This is a genomic window from Bombilactobacillus sp. ESL1202 (assembly GCF_058107125.1).
This window is the reverse complement of the sequence record NZ_CM176590.1, coordinates 213,234-233,590: the sequence shown is the minus strand read 5'-3', so window position 1 is coordinate 233,590 and position 20,357 is coordinate 213,234. Positions and strand designations below refer to the sequence as shown.

General features: G+C 36.8%; 10 protein-coding genes. 9 read left to right on the top strand and 1 reads right to left on the bottom strand.

All coding sequences use genetic code 11. The annotated features are described in order from the left end of the window. The first annotated feature begins 431 nt into the window (after positions 1 to 431). The 3 genes from AC3B7A_RS01115 (at position 432) to AC3B7A_RS01105 (ending at position 13,047) form a co-directional block, all read left to right on the top strand. Positions 432 to 9,890: an SLAP domain-containing protein gene (locus tag AC3B7A_RS01115; RefSeq protein WP_489756513.1), complete on the top strand. Its 9,459-nt coding sequence runs from the start codon at positions 432 to 434 to the stop codon at positions 9,888 to 9,890. A 236-nt stretch (positions 9,891 to 10,126) separates the two neighbouring features. Next, positions 10,127 to 10,630: a hypothetical protein gene (locus AC3B7A_RS01110; RefSeq protein WP_489755923.1), complete on the top strand. Its 504-nt coding sequence runs from the start codon at positions 10,127 to 10,129 to the stop codon at positions 10,628 to 10,630. Positions 10,631 to 10,632: 2 nt separating this feature from the next. Beyond that, positions 10,633 to 13,047, top strand: a complete 2,415-nt coding sequence (locus tag AC3B7A_RS01105; protein WP_489755922.1) for an AAA family ATPase — start codon at positions 10,633 to 10,635, stop codon at positions 13,045 to 13,047. Between the two features lie 761 nt (positions 13,048 to 13,808). On the opposite strand, the gene rpmB is transcribed toward AC3B7A_RS01105, so the two are convergent. After that, entirely contained in the window at positions 13,809 to 13,994 is a 186-nt protein-coding gene (rpmB, locus tag AC3B7A_RS01100; RefSeq protein ID WP_489755921.1) for a 50S ribosomal protein L28, read from the bottom strand. A 187-nt stretch (positions 13,995 to 14,181) separates the two neighbouring features. Here rpmB and AC3B7A_RS01095 point away from each other — a divergent pair, with 187 nt between their 5' ends. Genes AC3B7A_RS01095 through rnc form a run of 6 tightly spaced genes read left to right on the top strand, consistent with a single transcriptional unit; the run spans position 14,182 to position 20,324 of the window. Beyond that, positions 14,182 to 14,547 (top strand): Asp23/Gls24 family envelope stress response protein, encoded by a 366-nt coding sequence (locus AC3B7A_RS01095; protein ID WP_489755920.1) that lies wholly within the window; start codon positions 14,182 to 14,184, stop codon positions 14,545 to 14,547. 17 nt (positions 14,548 to 14,564) lie between these two features. After that, on the top strand, positions 14,565 to 16,238 hold the full coding sequence (locus AC3B7A_RS01090) for a DAK2 domain-containing protein (protein WP_489755919.1): 1,674 nt from the start codon (positions 14,565 to 14,567) through the stop codon (positions 16,236 to 16,238). Between the two features lie 43 nt (positions 16,239 to 16,281). After that, entirely contained in the window at positions 16,282 to 18,306 is a 2,025-nt protein-coding gene (gene recG, locus AC3B7A_RS01085; RefSeq protein WP_489755918.1) for an ATP-dependent DNA helicase RecG, read from the top strand. A gap of 16 nt (positions 18,307 to 18,322) precedes the next feature. Beyond that, positions 18,323 to 19,330, top strand: coding sequence for a phosphate acyltransferase PlsX (gene plsX, locus AC3B7A_RS01080; RefSeq protein ID WP_489755917.1), 1,008 nt, complete (start codon positions 18,323 to 18,325; stop codon positions 19,328 to 19,330). A 10-nt stretch (positions 19,331 to 19,340) separates the two neighbouring features. After that, entirely contained in the window at positions 19,341 to 19,580 is a 240-nt protein-coding gene (acpP, locus tag AC3B7A_RS01075; RefSeq protein ID WP_489755916.1) for an acyl carrier protein, read from the top strand. A gap of 27 nt (positions 19,581 to 19,607) precedes the next feature. Beyond that, positions 19,608 to 20,324, top strand: coding sequence for a ribonuclease III (gene rnc / locus AC3B7A_RS01070; RefSeq protein WP_489755915.1), 717 nt, complete (start codon positions 19,608 to 19,610; stop codon positions 20,322 to 20,324). Positions 20,325 to 20,357 lie beyond the last annotated feature (33 nt).

Below are 20,357 nucleotides of genomic sequence, written 5' to 3'. Positions count from 1 at the left end.
ATAGTACGACTAGTTCAGTAGGTGGCTCTAATGTAATCGATAACATTAATGATACCAATAACGCCGACCAAGATAATACTAGTGCAGTTACTGGTAATCATAGTCCTGCAAGTAATTCTACCAGTAGTTCCGTAACTCAGCCAAGTAATCCCAATTTAGACAATCATAATACTAACCAATTAGAACAACCTAATAGTACTGACACTGACAATAATCCTGGTGTAGTACATAATGACGATGAAGTAACAAAGCCAGAAATTGCGAGTTTTGTAACGACTGATAGTGTTACTGTATCTAATGAAACACAATTCGTTAATGCATTAAAGAAATATTATGGCAAAAGTGACGTTAACTATACAATAATTTTAGCGAATGATATTGAACTAACTGCTGGACAATCAGCATCTAATAGTCAATTTTTAAGGCCTTATATGCTTGGAAATTCCAGTTTAACCATTGATGGTAAAGGATATCACATTAATTTACAAGATAACTATATTTGGACTGACATAAAGTCTTTTACTTTTAATAATATTGACGTATATAGTACAAATTATGCCTTATGGGGAGCACCTTCCTATAATGGTAGTAGTTTTGAAAATACAACTCTTTATCTGAAAAAATTTAGATATTTTGGTGCTCAATTGTTGCGAGATAGCGGTAGTATTCATGGTACAGATATAATTATTGATGGGAAATGTTTCTTTTATACAGTTGATTATTATTATTTTTTAGGTTTAAAACATATTATTCCAGTTAGTAATCAACTGCCTATTGATATGGGATCTCATAGTTTAACTATTGAAAATCATGGGATTGGTGTTTTTTATATGGGTTTAAATACCTCAGGAAACGTAACCGTAGATGTTGGTGGTTCATTGCAAACTAGACGTTGGGGTAATTATTCTGTTGGTATTGCCGAAAATAATCCTTTTGCTTATTCTATTGGGAATCCTAATTATCATGCTTATAATATTGGCAATTTAATAATCGATGGGGAGTTTTATTTGGATTATAGAGATGCTGACTATAACTATCCTTTAACTGATTTTATGGCAATTAATAATTTGAAAATTAATTCTGGATCCACTGTAGTTATTCGTATTGCCTCTGGTGTAACAACAGCCTCTTCTGTATTTAATGTTAAACAGATTACAATAGATCATCCTAAACATTTTTGGTTTAATGGAAATAATACTAACTTTAAATTATTTTCAGGGTCTACCAGTTTATCTTTAACTAATATTTTTAAGCTTACATTACATTCAGATACTAATGCTAGTTATATATTGGATAAACTAAATTTGACGATTAAAGATGGTGTTTTACAATCAATTAAACAGAATTTAGCAAGTAATGAAAATAGTGACATTGTCTCAACTTCTAAGGAAGATGAAGACTCTATAATTTCTTACTTTGATAATAGTAATAATTTGTCTGGAGTATATTTTGAATTTAATGCCGTTCCTGATAATGGTGTTGATTTTGTAACGGATTCACTTAAATATAGTTTGAATCAGCATACGATTAGTGGTCAAGTCAATTTAGCTAATGCCAATATTCGCGTTCAAATTAAACGTAATGGTCAATTATACGATTTTGCCGACGGATCTAATTTAAAGAAAAATGGTGATGATTGGCGAAAAGGTCCAATTTATATCACACGTGCAGATTCTGATGGAAGATTTAGTTTTGATATTTCCATAGACACTTTTCAAAAAGATGATCAATTAGTATTAACTGCTGAAAAAGATTTTCAAAATAAATTTGTAGACTTTAATGATCCAGTCTTGACGGCTTATTTAAATGCCTTAACAGCTTTAAATTTGCAGTTGGATACTGACATAACAGCTTTACAAGGATTATCCAATGTTCCAAACATTGATAATTTAAAAAGTTCATTGCAATCAGCGCATGACAATGCTATTAACAACGTTAAATCAGTTAAAGATGATACAAAAGATCCAGCTAATCCAAGTGGTGGTGCTAATCCTGCAGCAGCATTATTAGCTAGCCAACAAAATGGAATTATAGCGATGGATAATGTTATTAAATTAGCTCAAGCACAAAAGGATGCTTTAAATAGTTTAAAGACTAAATATGATGGCACCAATGGTGCGTTGCCAACAATTAATGGTTTGCAGAATCTAACTCCTGACCAAACTAATTACTTTACTGATGCAACTACTGGTCAAGTACCACTAGCTTATAAACAAGCTGTAACTAACATCAAGACCGCAACTGATTCAACAACTGCCACTCATGCAGGCAGTGTCGGTGAGCAACAATTAGCTGATTTAGTTACTTTGGCCACAGCTTTAGCTAATGCTAATCAAAAGATTAATCAATGCAGTACGGCCAATGATGGACAATTAAATCCGACAAAAGAAGTGAAAAACTTCTTAGAGCAAGTGCAAACCGCTTTAGAAACTGCGGTTACTAGTTATAACCAAGCTACCAATGACATTGATCGCCAAACAGCAGTGGCTAAAGGTCAAGCAGCCATTAATGCGATAGCTGATCTAGCAGATAAGTTAAATACGGTTGACCAAACGATTGCTGGTCAGACCGACTTAGATGAAACGGGATTAAAGAGTCAAGCCTATCAAGCAGCTAAAGCTGGGATCACAGCGATTCAGACTGCGCAAACAGCTGCTGGCAAGACAACAACTGATGTGACAAATGCGGCGAAGGACGCGTTAAGCAACATTAATAATTTAGTTAGTGACCAGCAGACTGCAATTAATAATTTAAAAGATAAATTGGATAGTGCTTTAGCAGCGGTCACTGCTTTAAGTAAGGATAATGGTCAAAGCTTAACAACTGCACAAATTAATTACTTCAATGAAAATGACGAAACGCAAGTGGGGTTGATTTATCAAGCTTATCAAACGGCTGTAGCTCAAATTAAGGACACAACAACTAGTGCAGATGCCACTTCAACTGAAACGACAGCAGAAGGTATTTTAGATACGTTAGTTGATTTAGCGAATAAATTTAATGAGACTAATAACAGTATTAATGATTTAAGTAAGGATAAAAATGGACATTTAAGTTCAACTGAAGTTACTGACGCTTTGACACCAATTGATCAAAAAGTTCAAGGTATGGTCACAGCATATCAACAAGCTAGTTCCGCAGATGATAAAGATAACGTCATTAAGCAAGGCATGGTTGATTTAGCCAAAGGCTTGGCTAGTGCTAAATTGCAAAATTGTGTTAATAAAGCCAAGGAAGACTTGAATGCCTTAAGTACGGACCAAGGTGGTGCTTTAAGTCAAGACCAAATTAATGGCTATATAGACGAAATTATTAATACAGATACTGGTGTACAAGCTAATGGTCAAGTCGCAATTAATGCCGCTACTGATGCGCAAGGAGCAGCAGCTGCTTTTGATGGAACTGATGGAGCCAAAGGTAAGATCGAAGCTATTGTGTCGGCTGCTAGGGGAGTATCAAATGCTAACAATGATTTCCTAACTGACAATACTGATAATGGTTTAGCCGGCTGGATTGAGGCAGCTAAACAACAGATTGAGGCCTTGCAACATTTGACCGTCGGTAGTACACCAGCTGATACAAGTGCACAAGTTGGTCAATTGTTGGCATTAGTAGATAATGTTCAAAAAGAGATCACCAAAGATGTTAATAATTTAGGTGCTGGTGGTTTAACTGATACTTTTAAAGCTGACGAAAAAGCGAAAGTTACAAAGATCACCGACTTGGCAGATAAGATTAATGCCGCTATGGGTGAGTTACAGACTCAACATGATAACGCCAATACGACAATCAATGGCTTACCAAACTTGGCGACGGCTCAGGATAAGAAAAAGTACACTGACCAAGTGGATCTTGCTTATGAGACGGCAACGAATAGTTTAAATACTATTACTGACCAAACGACAATAGATAGTGTAACAAAGGTTGAAAACACTGGTTTATTAGGAATTGCTAAAGGTTTAGCTAGTGGTCAACTACAAGATTGTGTCAACAAAGCGCAAACTGACCTGAATGCTTTAAGCACCACGAATGGTGGTCATTTAAGCTCTGGTGTCATTCAGGGTTATGTAGATCAAATTACAAATTCTGATTCAAGTAAAGAAACTGAACAAACTAAAGGTCAAGCTAACATTGACCAAGCTGGTACTGCTAGTGATGCTAATAACGCCTTTACCACAGCCCAAGCAGCTATTAATGAGATTGTGCAAGGCGCTCAAGGTGACGCTGATGCTAACAATGGTTTCTTAAATAATACAACGGATGGTTTAGCTGGCTGGATTAATGATGCTAAGCAACAGATTGAGGCCTTGCAACATTTGACGGTTGGCAGTGACCCGGCTGATACAAATGAGCAAGTTGGCAAATTGTGGGCATTAGTAGATCAGGTACAAACTGAGATCACCAAAGATGTTAATGATTTAGGTACTGGTGGTTTAACAGATACTTTTAAAGCTGAAGAGAAAGCGAAAGTTATAAAGATCACCGATTTGGCGGATAAGATTAATGCTGCCATGGACAAGCTACAAACCGCTAAAAATAGTGCTGATCAAACGGTTGACACTGATTTAACAGCTTCAACAACTGATCAACAAACTTATAAAGATAATATTGCTGGTGCTTATAATACGGCAGTTAGTGGTTTTGATACTCTGATTGTCACAACCACAACCCAAGACCAAATTGATGCTGCGGTTAAGACTGGTTTAACGCAAATTGCTCAGAAGTTAGCTGGTGCGCAACTTCAAAATTGGGTCACGGCTGCCGTTAATAAAATTAATGCTTTAACGCATTTAACAAATGAACAAAAGCAACAGTATAAAGAACAAATTACAAGTTCTGATCCAACTAAAGAAACCGAACAAACTAAAGGGCAAGCTGCGATTGATAGTGCTACTGATGCAACAAAGGCTGCTAATGCTTATCAAGCTGCTCAAGCAAATATTAATAATATTGTTAGTCAAGCTACAACGGCTGATGAAGTTACTCAATGGTACAATACCGAAAAGGAAAACATTACTAATTTAGGTGACAATCAAACTGATGGTCATTTAACAACCACAGCGCCTGACGCCGAACATAAGTCACAAGTTGGTAAATTATTAGCTGATTTAGAGACAGCTTACAATGAAGTCTTAAGTGATCTAGAAAATCCTAGTGCCGATTTTAACTCGGAAACAGAACAACAAAAACTAACTGCAGTAACTGGTAAAGCAAGAACCATGAATACGGCCATGGGTCAGTTACAAACTGCTTACCAAACAGCCCAAGATGCGACAATTGCTGAAAAACTAAGTCATTTAAGCACAGAGCAACAGGATTCATATCAAGGCCAAGTAACAAGTGCTTATCAGGCTGCAGTAGCTGAGATTACTGCTGGAACGGCTAATGCTGAAACTGCTGGTGAAACAGCGTTACAAAAAGTGGTTGATCAAGCGCAACTAGCTGATTATGCGCAAGCTGCTTTAACAACGTTAGGACAGCAAACTTCACTTTCTCCAGAACAGATTACTGGATATAAGGGACAAATCACTAATCCGACTGATGGTGCGCAGACGACAGCAGATAGAAATATTGATAATGCTGATAGTATTGAAAATGCCGATAAAGCTTTAAGTGCTGGTAAAAAAGCAATTGATAAGATTGTTACAGCGGCGCAAAACTTATCCGGTAATTTAAGTACAGTAGCTGGTTGGTATCATATTGCTAAGGATGATATTAATAAGTTAGTTGCAAGTAGTAATCAAGGTGGTTATTTAACTGGTGATACTGGTTCAACTGATACCAGTACGCAAGTTGGTAAGTTATTAGCTGATTTAGAGACAGCTTACAATGAAGTCTTGAGTGATTTAGAAAATCTGGGATCCAACTTTGTTGAAGACACAGAACATTCTAAACTAACTGCAGTAACTGACAAAGCAACGGCTATGAATACAGCTATGCAAACAGCTCTTCAAACAGTAGAAGCTGCTTATCAAACCGCTTTGAATGATTTAAATACTTTAACCCATAAAACTGATTTGGATCCTAGTAATCAGCTTGCCAGTGATTTAGAAGGAACCTATCAAGCAGCACAAACGGCCTTAGGAGAACTTACTACTTCAGCAGATATTATAGCGCAACAAGTAATTCAAAAAGGCAAGATTGAAGCAGTCTTAGCAACAGTCAAAGAAAAAGATCAAGCTTTAACGTCCTTAGAAACAACTTATCAAACAGATTCCCAAATAATTAGTAATTTAGAACAAGGACAAGGAACCGATGCTCATTTAACACATGATCAGGTTAGTCAGGCTTTGAGTCAATTAAATCATGATTACAAAACTTATTCAGATAATATTAAAACTGCTGGCGACGACTTACAGTTACAGTTGCAGAATGGTCAAGATACTCTAAATAAGTTAGTAACAACGATGCAAAATAAAAATAGCATCATGCAGCAGTTACAAACTGACTACAATACTGCAGTGGATCATATTAAAGAGTTAGGTGACGGTACAACTGGTCATAACTTAACTGGTGGTACGACGCCAACTGATGAAGCTCAACAAGTTGGCAAGTTATTAGCTCAATTAGCGGCAGCGAAGACAACGATTGAAACTAACTTACAGAATGTTACTGATTTGTCAGATTCATGGTTAACTGATCAAGAAACAAAGAACTTTAAGCCAGTAACGGATTTAGCTGATAATATGAATACGGCTATGGGTGTGATTAACGCAACTGTTACTGCCGCTAATACTGCTATTGGAAAGTTGGATCAATTAACTGACCAACAAGCTGGCCTGAAACAACAAGTTAGTGAGCAACAAGCTAAGATTGTCGACCAAATTACTAAAGCTACAGCAACAACTGATTTGAACCAATTAGCTCAAAATGGCAAACAAGCTATTAATAAGTTACTGAAGTTACCGCAGGCTCAAAATGAGGCCTTAACAGCCTTGCAGACGCAAATTACCACGGCGATTGGACAGATTGATACGACTGCTGGTTTGACGGCTGCGCAAAAGACACAATTTAAGGATCAAATTACCCAAGCGCAAAGTTCATTAACTACTAAAATCAAAGCGGCAACGAGTGTCGAGGCTACTAAAGTCAAGACGCAAGTTATTACGGACTTAACGAGTTTAGCCACGACTTTAGGGCAAGCCAACAATGATTTAACTGGTTTAACTAATATTAGTGCTGAGCAACAAACTGATTTCTTAAATCAAGTCAACACCGCTGCTAACACGGCTTTAACCGGTATGCAAGATAGTAACACAGAAACTACGGCCTTTAACAAAGGTACCGCCGCCATTAATGCAATTGTGGCTTTAGCGCAACAATTAGCTGCTAATAAGCAAAAGATTAATGATTTAGGTCAAGGCGACAATAAGTTAGACCCAGATCAAATCGATCAACTACAACATCAAGCTGACCAAGCAGCAACTAATGGTGTGAGTGCCATTGAAACGGCACAACAAGATTCCAGTAAGACGGCGCAAGATGTCACTAATGCTGCTGGTCAACAAAATAATGCATTAGATCAATTAGTAGCGACTGCTAAACAAAAGCAGAAGTTGCAAGCAAGTATTAATCAAGCGGTCAATGATGCCAAGCAACAAATTCAAGATTTAGGTAAACCGGACAAGGGTGGATACTTAACCGCTGATCAAGTTAATAATTTATTAGAGCAAGTCACAATCGAACAAACAGCGATGTTAAATGATTTAAATGAAACCACCGATGTTACTGAAAGTTGGCTCACGCAAGAAAAACAGAAGTTACGGCCAACGTTAGACTTAGCTAATACGATCAATAAAGTCATGCAACAAGTTGATCAAGCAGCAACGGCCGCTAATGAGGTAATTGCGGGCTTGAATCATTATGAGTCTGATCAGGACAGTTTGAAACAAGATGTCCAAACCCAAAAAGATCAAGCCATTGCCGCCATCAATCAAGCTAGTTCGGCTACTGCTATTCAACAAGCCGCTAAAGATGGTGTGGAAAGCATTAAGCAAGTAACAGACTTGAAGCAACAACAAAATGCCGCTTGGAATGCCTTGGATGATGAGTTAAATCGTGAGCAACAAGAATTAGGTAGTTTAGCGCAAGGTGGTAACTTAAGTAGTGACCAAGTTAACCAATTACAACAACAAGTTACAACTGCTTATGAGACTGGTTTAAGCCAAATTAAACAGGAAACGACCGCTGCCAACGTTGCTGGTGAACAACAACAAACCATTGAGCAAATGAAACAACAAGTTACTTTGGCGCAACAAAAAGCCCAAGCAGTGCAACAAATTAAGCAAACGCAAAAACAAGTTCAACAAGCTTATGATCAAGCGTCCGCTTTGAATGAAGAGCAACAAACGGCTTTGCAGAGTCAGATTAGTCAACAAGCCACAGCAGCCATTGATCAAATCTTAGCCGCGACAGATCAAACTGGTGTGGATCAGGTTCAACAAACCGGAATTACGCAATTAAATGACACTAAGAATTTGATTAACCACAAGAACCAAGCGATGCAGGAATTAAAGCAAACCTATCAAGAAGAACAAGCCAAGATTAATGGTTTAACGCATTATAAGGATCAAATTGACAGTTTGAATGGTTTGTTGGAGACCGCTTATCAAGCAGCGCAAGGCAGCATTACTGAAGCTAACTTGTCAGAAGTTGATCCGCACAAACAAACCGGAATTGAAAACATGCAACAAGTGGTTCAAGTGACGAAAGCTAAAGATGATAGCCTGACCACTTTAGAGCAACATTATCAAGATACCACGGATCAGTTGAACGATTTAACTGACTTAACACCTGAACAAAAAGACGACACTCAACAAAAGGTTGATGCGGCTTATCAAGCTGCCAAAGACCAAATCGATCAAAGTCAAGGTGTGGATGCTGCTCATGCCGCCGAAGTAGCAGGAGAAAAAAATATCTCTCATGAAGTGGTTAAAGCCCAAGTAGCGCAAGCTAGTGCGGTTGCCATTAATGCCATTCATCAAGCAGCTGATCAAGCCGTCAAGAATTTAGAGAACAATACCAGTTTAGACGCTGATAAACGTCAAGATCGGATCTTTGCGGTACGGCATGCTGAAAGTGCGGGCATTGACCAAGTGCAACAAGCAACGAGTGTCGCAGCCGTTAACCAAGCCCAACATGATTGCATTCAACGCATTAATAGTTTAGTGGGCACGGACAGTGTCAACTTGGCTGATAATTTAGGTGGTGGCTTGAGTCAAAGTCATACGGTGCGCAATCCGGGCATTGCGATTGTTAAACCCGATGTCACGGGTGGTTTCATTCACTTGTATGACCAACAAGGTCACCAGTTGGAGCAAGTCTTAGCCGCCAATACTGATTGGAAAGTCGATTATATTTATACGCAAAATGATGGCACGATGTATTACCGCGTTGGTGCTAATGAATATGTTAAAGCTGACGATGTCAATTACACCAAGATTGGTAAACGCCAAATCATTGATGGGGTAATTACCGTGCAACCAACTGCGGGTCAAGACTTCATCACCGTGTATAGTGATCAAGGTGCCGCGCTGAAGCAGCAATTGCCAACGGGTACGCAGTGGTTAGTTAATGCGCAAGAAACATTAGCTGACGGACAAGTTTATTATCAAGTCGCTCCACATCAATATGTGCGAGCCCTTGATGTTACGGTCATGACAACCGCAATTGTCACGAAGCCACAGAACGGAACCTTAAGCTTGAAAGAACAAGCGGCACCGATTTATCATTACCAATCACAAATTGGTTTCTTAAGTCGCTCCACAGATAAACACTTAACTCGCCAAGCCACTTGGAACTTTGATCAAGTCTTGACTGTTAACGGTCATCGTTATTATCAAGTTGGTGATAATGATTGGGTGAGAGATGTGGATGTTAAATTGAATTAAAAAATTTTGATGTTTAATCCTCAAATTTAAAAATGAAATTTTGAGGATTTTTTTATCTGCAAATTAATTAAAGGATAGCTTGCCAAATAATAAATTTTTCTCAGAAATATGCTATTATATTAATGTAATAGAGGGGGGAGTTAATTATCAGTAAAGAAAAGGCTAACGTTCAGACAATTATTGAAGAGCAAATAATTAAAAAAGCGCAAAGGGTCGATCAGTCAAATGAATTAACTGTGGAAGAAGAACCACATTTTGGCCCCGTACTTTTGAATGATAATTTATCAATTAAAAAATTATTCGTTAATGCTTTGAGGTTGCAAGACTATAAGTTTTGGATGAAAGAGTTTGTGATTTCAATTCTTTTGCTTTGTTTTAATCAATACTCTGCTATTAGAATTAATGCTTTGTTTAATCCATTTACTTTGAATAGTTTATTTTCAATTTTTAATTTGTTTTTATATCCTTTAACAGCTGCAGTCAGTAAGAGTAAATATCAAAGAAATCAAAGAGGTTTTATAAGTGCCATTATTTTTGGAGGGCCTAGTTTAATTGATATTTTGTCTTTTATGTCTTCTGATGGTTTGGCAGTATTTATCTTTTGTCTTATTCTTTTGATGATACGTTTATTAATTACAAGTTTGGTGTGGAGTTTTAGTTTGCCATTAGGTGTTTTTTGCTTAATTTATTTAATGAATCAAGTTAAATATATGTATTTTAAAGATATGTGGGGGAAGTAGGTTTGCGAAAATCAATTCATGTCGGTAAAGGATTAGGTAAATATTCCCTAGATAAGGCAATTAGTCAATGTTGTTCAGGTGATGTAATTTTACTTGACCCTGGTGAGTATCATTGTAAAGTAATACCTGTAAGTAATATAAAATTTCGTGGATTGGGGAAAAAACCTGAAGATGTAGTTTTTAATTCATCTTTATTTGTGGAAGAAAATAGTACGTGTGTTTTAGAAAATTTAGTTTTAAATAGTTTAATTGGTCAGAATGGAATTAATGTTGGTCAGTCAGCTACTTTGTTAATCAATAATGTGATTGTAAATTCTAGTGAAAGAAAGTATCCAGCCATTTATTTGCACGAGCAAGTAAAATGTCAAATCAGATTTAGTGAGATTCATTCAAATGGTAAAATATTTGCTGTTTTAGCTGATCAAGCGCAACTAATTAAAATAACTCATTCAATTATTAATTTGATGTATGCCGAAAATTCTGAGATCGATACTGATGTATCCCAATTCGGTTGTTTAGTTTTAAATAAACATTCTCAGTTGAAAGCTGGCCAGTTATACTTAACAAATAGTTGTACGGAACAATTATATTTAAAAAGTGATTCGATTGCCCAAATTGAAGATTTAAAATTAGCAAATGGTGATTCTTATTTTTTAATTGAAGACGGTAATATTGAGGTTAAACAAAGTAATTTAGATGAGTTACATAAATTACAAGTAAACTCAGATGAAAATTCAGATATTAATATTTCTAAATTGCAGTCTACTGATTTAAAATTTGAAGATTCAAAAAAGAAGACGATTATCAACCATAAGACCACTGATATTAGTGCTCTTGATAAAATTAACCAGTTAATAGGTTTAACTGAAGTTAAACAAAAGATCAATTCTTTTGTTAAAACTGCGGTCTTTAACCAAGACAGGGTTAAAAAAGGCTATCATTCTGGGATGCCTGTACTACACTCTATTTTTCAAGGTAATCCGGGAACTGGTAAAACAACAGTAGCACGTTTAGTTGCACAAGCGATGTATGAAGAGGGAGTTTTACCATCAAATCATTATGTTGAGGTTTCCCGTCAAGATTTAGTTGCTGAAAATGTTGGTGGAACTGCTAAGGCAACAGCAGCTATTTTGAATAAGGCACAAGGAGGTGTCTTATTTATTGATGAAGCTTATTCGCTATATCAGGAAGGTACAACCAATTGGGGACAAGAAGCAGTCGATGTGATTTTGAAATATATGGAAGATCATCGCGATGATTTGATGATAATTTTTGCAGGATACACTAAAAAAATGCAAGACTTTTTAGCTATGAATGAAGGATTAAAATCTAGAATTCCCAACGTTTTTAATTTTGCCGATTATACTCCTGATGAGATTGTTAAAATTGGTTTATTAGATTTAAAAAATAAGGATTATAGTGTTGACGAAGCTTATTATGGAAAAAGTGTTAAAAGACTTTATCTATCTGATATTGATAACTCTAACGGTCGCTGGATACGGAATTTGAACCAAGCACTGATCAATGTTGTAGCTCAAATTGAGGGGCACAGTTTGACGACAATTACGAATAAGGATATTGATCAAATTTTAGGAGGAAATCATGAAACCAAAGAAGATAACATTGAAAATCTTTTAAAACAGTTAGATTCTATGACTGGTTTAAAAAATGTTAAAAAATTTGTTCATGATACTATTGACCAAACTAAAATTGATCAAAAATTGGCTGAACAATTATCAGATCAACCAAAACCAACTTATCATATGGTTTTTGAAGGGGCACCAGGAACTGGTAAAACCACTATTGCTCGACTAATTTCCAAATTGTTTTATAACTTGGGAATTTTACCTAAAGATACTGTTATTGAAGTTAAACGCGCAGATTTGGTTGGTAAATATATCGGGCACAGTGAAGCTAATACTAAAAAAGTTATTCGTGATGCCATGGGTGGTGTTTTGTTTATTGACGAAGCTTATCAATTAAATTCGATTGGTAGTGAAAATGACTTTGGCAAAGAAGTTATTGAAACATTAATTCCGGAATTAGAAAATAATCGCGACAAATTGGTTGTTATTTTTGCAGGTTACACTAAACAGATGGAGCAGTTTTTAGAAGCTAATCCTGGTTTACGCTCTCGAGTTCCTTTAAAAATAGAATTTGATTCCTATTCTGCTTCTGAAATTGCAGAAATTGTTATTAATAGTATCAGCAAAAATTGGAAAGTTAATAAAGAGCTACTAAAGGAAGTAGTTATTACTAAATATGAACGTTCTACAGATAAAAGTAATGGTCGTTGGGCACGAAATTATGTCGATCAATTGATTAAACAACATAAGTCGTGGCTAGTAAAACATAGTGAATGTGATGATCTAACGCTGATTGATGATTCCGTTGTTAAAGCCAGTCTTGATTTATAAAAATATTGTAATAAAAGAGTGTCGGTAAAATTACTCATCAACACTCAATATTATAGAAACATTAATTTAAAACAAAATAAAAGAAAGTTTTCCTTGAAAAGAAGACTTTCTTTTTTTTATAATTAAAATTATCTTAAAAAGTGTATCTCAAAAATGTTATACTAACTATGTACATAAGGCGAAAGCTAAGCTAGTGGCTTCTTTATGAAGGAGCGTGAGGCTTATGGTGTAAAAACTGTAACAAATCACACTCTGAAGAAAGGAGTAAAGCTTTGTTCTGGATCGTTCTCGGACTTCTTTGTTTGACTTTTAAAAGGCTGTGATCCAAGTTGGTTAGCAGTTGCGCACTAACGCTATTAAATTTCAAAGTTGAATTTTACTTTGAAAATTTAATAACGTTAGGCACAAACTGTTGACTTGGAGAACGCAATAAGTAGATTAAATTATTATTGCCAAAATCATCAAAGATCTTCGGAAATAAGATCTTAAACGCAAAGTCCCTACTTAGCTTCAAAGCTTAGCAGGGACTGAATATTTAATTTTTATCTATAGCCACTCTTAGCAGCCTTATGAGAAGTTGGTGTTGATAGCGCCAACTTCGACTACATAAATTGTAACACGTTTAATTGAAAAACTAAAATGTTACAGTTGATTTTTTACATAAGGCACAAACTGTTGACTTGGAGAAAGCGATAAATAGATTAAATTAATGTTGTAATAAAAAAAGCTATCCACTTCAGGATAACTTTTTTGCATTAAAATTAGACGCGAGTGACTTTGCCAGACTTTAATGCGCGTGTGGAAACCCAAACACGTTTAGGCTTACCATCAACTAAAATCCGCACCTTTTGTAAGTTAGCTTTCCATGCACGACGTGATGAATTTAAGGCATGTGAACGCCGGTTACCAAAACTGGTTTTACGTCCAGTAATAATATCTTTAGCCATGGGACAAACCTCCTTGTCCTAGATACTTTCTATAATAGAATACTTTAAATATGTTATCATTTACCCATAGATAAAGCAAGTTCTATCTCAAGGAAAAATACTTGACAGTTTTTTAGATGGCTGTTTTTTATAGACGGGCTATGATAAAATTTAATGTTGAGAAGAAGATAAAGCGGGGTGTTAAATTTTGGCAGTAACTATTCAAACTAAATATGGACAAGTTGATATTTCTAACGAAGTTATCGCTGCAATTGTTGGCTGTGCTGCGACGGATATTTACGGCATTGTAGGCATGGCCAGTAAAAATCAGTTGCGTGATGGCGTGAATGAGATTTTGAACCGTGATAATTATACGCGGGGAGTAGTTGTGCGCCAACATGAAGACAATACCGTGGTTGATGTTTATATTATCGTTGGTTATGGTGTTAAAATTTCAGAAGTTTGTCGTAATGTCCAAAACAAAGTCAAATATAATTTAGAAACAATGTTAGGTGCACCAACAACACAAGTTAATGTTTATGTACAAGGAATTAAAATTTTGGAAGAAGATTAATTTGGAGGAATAATTAATTGTCTGTGGAGAAAATTACGGCCCAAGAATTTACTGATATGATTCGCATGGGCGAACATCGTTTGGGTCAAAATGCTGAATTTGTTAATTCATTAAATGTTTTTCCAGTTCCGGATGGTGATACAGGAACTAATATGGATCTGACTTTTAAATCAGGCTATAAAGCGGTCAATGAAGCTGATACTAAACATGTTGGCGAATTAGGCCAAGTTTTAGCTAAGGGCTTATTAATGGGAGCTCGTGGCAATTCGGGTGTTATCACGTCACAAATTTTTCGCGGATTTAGTAAAAGTATTGAAACGAAAGCAGAGTTAACGTCACAAGACTTAATTCAAGCTTTGGTAGCTGGGGTTCAAACTGCTTATAAAGCTGTGATGAAGCCAGTTGAAGGGACAATTTTAACTGTTGCACGTGGTGCTAGTGAAGCTGCGCAAGAAGTCAGTGATACTGCTCAAGACGTGACCGCTGTGATGACGGCTGCCTTACAAGGTGCTAAAAGTGCTTTGGCCAGTACGCCAGAATTATTACCAGTTTTAAAAGAGGTTGGCGTTGTAGATTCTGGGGGTCAGGGGTTAGTTTTTATTTATGAAGGCTTTTTGCAAGCTTTAGGCGGTGAAGTCAGTGATGATCAAGCCTATCAACCCGATGCGGTGGAAATGGACGAGATGTTAAATGCTGCCCATCACCAATCAGTGCAAGCACAATTTAATAATGAAGATATCAAAAATGGTTTTTGTACAGAAATGATGGTGCAGTTAGGTGTCAAACCGACGAGTGATCAACGGTTTGATTACGAAGAATTTCGCCAAACTTTAAGTGAAATTGGTGATTCTTTATTGGTAGTTGCCGATGAAGAAGTTGTTAAAGTGCACGTGCATACACAACATCCACAAAGAGTCTTTACTTATGGCCGCCAATTTGGCTCGTTAGCGAAAATTAAGATTGATAACATGCGCATTCAACATGAGACAATCGTGGAAAATGATATATCCAAACCGGCAGTACCTGAACAAGAACTTGATTATGCAGTTGTGGCGGTGGCTTCTGGTTCAGGCTTGCAAAAATTATTTGCAAGTTTAGGTGTGACCACAATGATTAGCGGTGGGCAAACGATGAATCCTTCAACGCAAGATATTGCGCAAGCAATTGAAAATAGTCACGCCAAAAGAGCTTTAGTTTTGCCAAATAATGGTAATATTTTGATGGCTGCCAAGCAAGCTTGTCAAATGGTTGAAATTCCGACGGAAATTGTTGCTAGCAAGTCAATCGCGCAAGGCATGACAGCTATGTTAGCCTTTGATCCGACCGCTGAATTACAAGTTAATCAAGCTAATATGACGGAAACTTTAACAACCGTTCACAGTGGTCAGATTACCAGCGCTGTGCGTGATAGTGAAATTGGTCAATTAAAGATTAAAAAGGATGACTTAATCGGCATTGTTGATGGTGATATTGTCGTCAACGGTTTAGATCCAGTGCAAGTATCAGTCCAAATGGTGCAAAAAATGGTCGATGAAGATAGTGAAGTTGTGACAATTTTGGTGGGTTCTGATGGTGATCAAAAGATTGCTGAACAAATTGCTACAACCATTACCACGGACTTTGCGGATCTAGAAACGGAAATCCATCAAGGCGATCAACCGGTCTATCCTTACTTGATAGCTGTTGAATAAGTCAAAGTTGCAGTTAAAAAGTTGGTGAAATAAGGAGCCAATTATGCAAGAACTTTTACAGTCAGTCAGTTTTTTAACAGGAGTGGGTCCTAAACTCCAGCAAGCATTAGCTAGCTTAGGAATTATCACGATTCAAGATTTACTCTATTATTTTCCACGGCGGTATGATGATCTTTTAGTGAAAACTTTAGATCAAGCAAGTGATCAAGAAAAATTAGTTTTACAAGGTGTGGTGGTAGCGCCAGCCTTATTAAAACGTTTGGGTGGTAAAAGAAATTTAGTCATTGTTCGTTTGTTAGTTGATGATGAAACGATTCCAGTGACTTTTTTTAATCAACCATGGCTCAAAAAGCAATTCGAAACTGGACAAGAAATTTTGATTTATGGCCGCTTTGATGCCACTAAACGTTCCTTAACGGGAATGAAAGTTCTTCAGAGTAAGCAACAAACCAATCAATTAGATGCTATTTATCCAACCAATCGGCAAGTTTCCCAAAAGATTTTAGTTAAATTAATTAAACAAGCAACTGAAAAATATTTAACTCAAGTTGTAGACTTAATTCCCCAACAGTTACGCCAGAGTTATCAAATTTTATCGGAGCAACAAATCATTAGCGGCATGCATTTTCCTAAAACTAAACAGCAAGCACAATTAGCGCGCCGCAGTGCTAAGTTTCGAGAGTTATTTTTGTATAGTATGCGACTGTGTGAGTTGAAAGTTAATGATCAAAAGCAGACGTCAGGATTAGTACAAAATTATGATTCCAAGTACGTTCAGCAGTTTTTAGCAAATTTTAATTTTCAATTAACAGGTGCGCAGCAGCGTGTGTTGACTGAAATTTTAACGGATTTGCGTTCCGTAAAACCAATGAATCGCTTATTGCAAGGTGATGTGGGGAGTGGCAAAACGGCGGTTGCTGCCACGGCGATGTTTGCTTCAGTGACAGCTGGTTTTCAGACGGCGTTGATGGCACCGACGGAAATTTTGGCACAACAACATTATCAAAAATTAAAGCCGTTATTTGCCAAGTTTAAAATGACGATTGAGCTTTTAACGAGTTCTGCAACTGCCGCAAAAAGACAAACTAGTCTGGCAAAAATTAAATCTGGGCAAACGAATGTGATTGTGGGGACGCAGGCCTTATTTCAAAAAGATGTTGTTTATCAAAATCTAGGCTTAGTGGTAATTGATGAACAGCATCGTTTTGGAGTACGTCAACGCCAAGCTTTACGCCAAAAAAGTGGTCATCCCGATTTATTGTTGATGACAGCGACGCCCATTCCCAGAACTTTGGCGATTACTTACTATGGAGAACTAGATTTATCAGTCATTGATGAATTACCTGCTGGTCGTCAACAAGTAACAACTTATTGGCTTCGTTCTAATAAAATAGAACAAGTCCGTCATTTTATGGCGGTTCAGCTACAACAACAGGCTCAAATTTTTGTAGTGACAGCTTTGGTTAATGATTCTGATAAAATCAGTTTAATGAGTGCCCAAACATTATATGAGAAGTTGTGTCAGCAATTTCCTCAGGCACGAATTGGTCTGGTTCATGGTCAAATGAGTGCTGCCGATAAGAATCAGATTATGGAACAGTTTCAACAGCGACAATTAGATATTTTGATTGCAACCACCGTGATTGAAGTGGGGGTTGATATTCCGAATGCAACCGTGATGATTATTTTGAATGCTGAACGTTTCGGCTTATCCCAACTTCATCAATTACGTGGGCGCGTGGGTCGTGGGAACAAAGCAGCTTACTGTATTTTGGTGGGTGATCCTCCTAATAAAACGGCTTTGCAGCGCTTGAAAACGATGACGCAAACAAATGACGGCTTTAAATTAGCCCAAAAAGATTTGGAATTACGGGGCAGTGGCGACTTTTTTGGTGATCAGCAATCAGGATTGCCACATTTTGAGTTGGCAGATCCAATTAGTGATGTTAAAATGCTGGATATTGCTTATCAAGAAGCACGGAAAATTATTCAAGCTAATCCTAGCTTAAGTGATTTTCCTAATTTGAAAAATTATTTACAAGCAACAACAAAAGATACTTTAGATTAGTGAGGTTATTTATTTTATGAAAATTGCAGTTGACGCAATGGGCGGCGATCATGCTCCAGAAGTTGTGGTTCAAGGAGTTGAGCGTGCACGTGATGAATTTAACGATTTAGAATTTTTATTGTTTGGCGATCAAACGGCAATTAAACAATATTTACAAAGTTCTGAACGCATTGAGATTGTGCACACAACTAGTCAAATTTTAGGAACTGATGAACCAATGAAGGCTATACGGCAAAAAAAGGACTCCTCGATGGTTTTGGCTGCACAAGCAGTTAAAGCAGGTCAAGCTGATGCGATGACTTCTTTGGGAAATTCAGGCGCTTTATTAGCCGCGGGGATTTTTATTGTTGGACGCTTAAAAAATATTGCGCGTCCTGCTTTAATGCCTACCATGCCAATGATTAACCAAGACCATGGCTTTGTCTTTTTAGATGCGGGTGCCAATGCTGAAGTTAAAGTACCTTACTTAACACAATGGGCAGTAATGGGGTCATTTTATGCGAGTGAGGTTTTAAATGTAAACCAGCCACGGGTTGGTTTACTCAATAATGGTAGTGAGTTTGATAAGGGTGATAAATTGCACCAACAAGCGTACCAGGAACTCAAGGATTTAGCCGGAATTAATTTTGTAGGCAATGTTGAGGCGGATAATTTATTGAATGGTCCTGCTGATGTGGTGGTCGCAGATGGTTTTAGCGGCAATGCAGTTTTAAAAGCGATTGAAGGAACAGCTTCATTAGTGATTAAAGAATTAAAAACAGCCTTATTAAATAATGGTTTGCGAGCCAAAACGGGGGCTTTGTTGGCAAAACCGGCCTTAAAGTCAATTAAATCTTTATTTGATGTGTCGACTTATGGTGGAGCGGTATTAATGGGTACTAAAGCGCCAATTGTTAAATCACATGGTTCGTCTGATGCACGGACAGTTTATTATGCCTTGGCTCAGCTGAGAATGATGTATAATAAAGGAATGCTGGATAAGGTTATTGCATATTTCAATCAGGAACAAAAGATTAATAAATAGGAGAATTGTTATGAATAGAGAAGAAGTTTTTAATAAAATTGCTAAGATGTTAAGTGATCGTTTCAATGTTGGTGTTGATCAAATTACTGATGCTACTAATTTTCAAAATGATTTAAAAGCAGATTCGATTGATATGGTGGAATTTGAATTGGAATTAGAAGACGATTTTGGAGCAGAAATTCCCGATGAAGAAGCAGCCAAAATCCAAACTGTTGGTGCAGCAGTCGATTATATTGTTTCACAACAATAAGATTAGTGATAGGGGGCTGATTTATCTGTGGTTAAAGGCAAAGCGTTGAGTGATCATCAATTAACAGAATTATTGCTAGATCGCTATCAAATAAAATTTAAAAATATTGATTTATTACATTCAGCTTTAACACATTCTTCATTTGCTAATGAACATCGTGAATTAGGGGTGAAAGATTATGAACGTTTGGAATTTTTGGGCGATGCTGTTTTGGAATTAAATGTTTCAGAGTATATCTTCAAAAAATTTCCCAATTTACCAGAAGGCCAACTAACTAAGCTACGGGCAGATATTGTTTGTACAGCTAGTTTTTCACGTTTTTGTCGTGAAGTTGGTTTACCAAAATTTATTCGTTTAGGTAATGGTGAAGAAAAAGCAGGTTCGCGTGATCGGGATACCTTGTTAGAAGATGTGTTTGAGGCCTTTGTTGGAGCTTTATATTTAGATCAGGGCAATCAAACGGTAGTTGCTTTCTTACAAAAAGTTGTTTATCGACATATTGATGCTGGCGAATTTAGTGATGATAATGATTTTAAGACTGAACTGCAAGAAGAATTGCAGCAAAATGGTGATGTTAAAATTGATTATCGAGTAATCAATACTGAAGGATCAGATGATCAAATATCATTTACTGTCCAGTTAGTTGTTAATCAAAAGCCATTGACAACTGGTGTGGGGCATAGCAAAAAAGATGCGGAACAACAAGCAGCGCACAAAAGATTACAACAATTACATCAAAAATAGGAGGAGTTTTGTTTGGTCTTAAAAGCATTACAA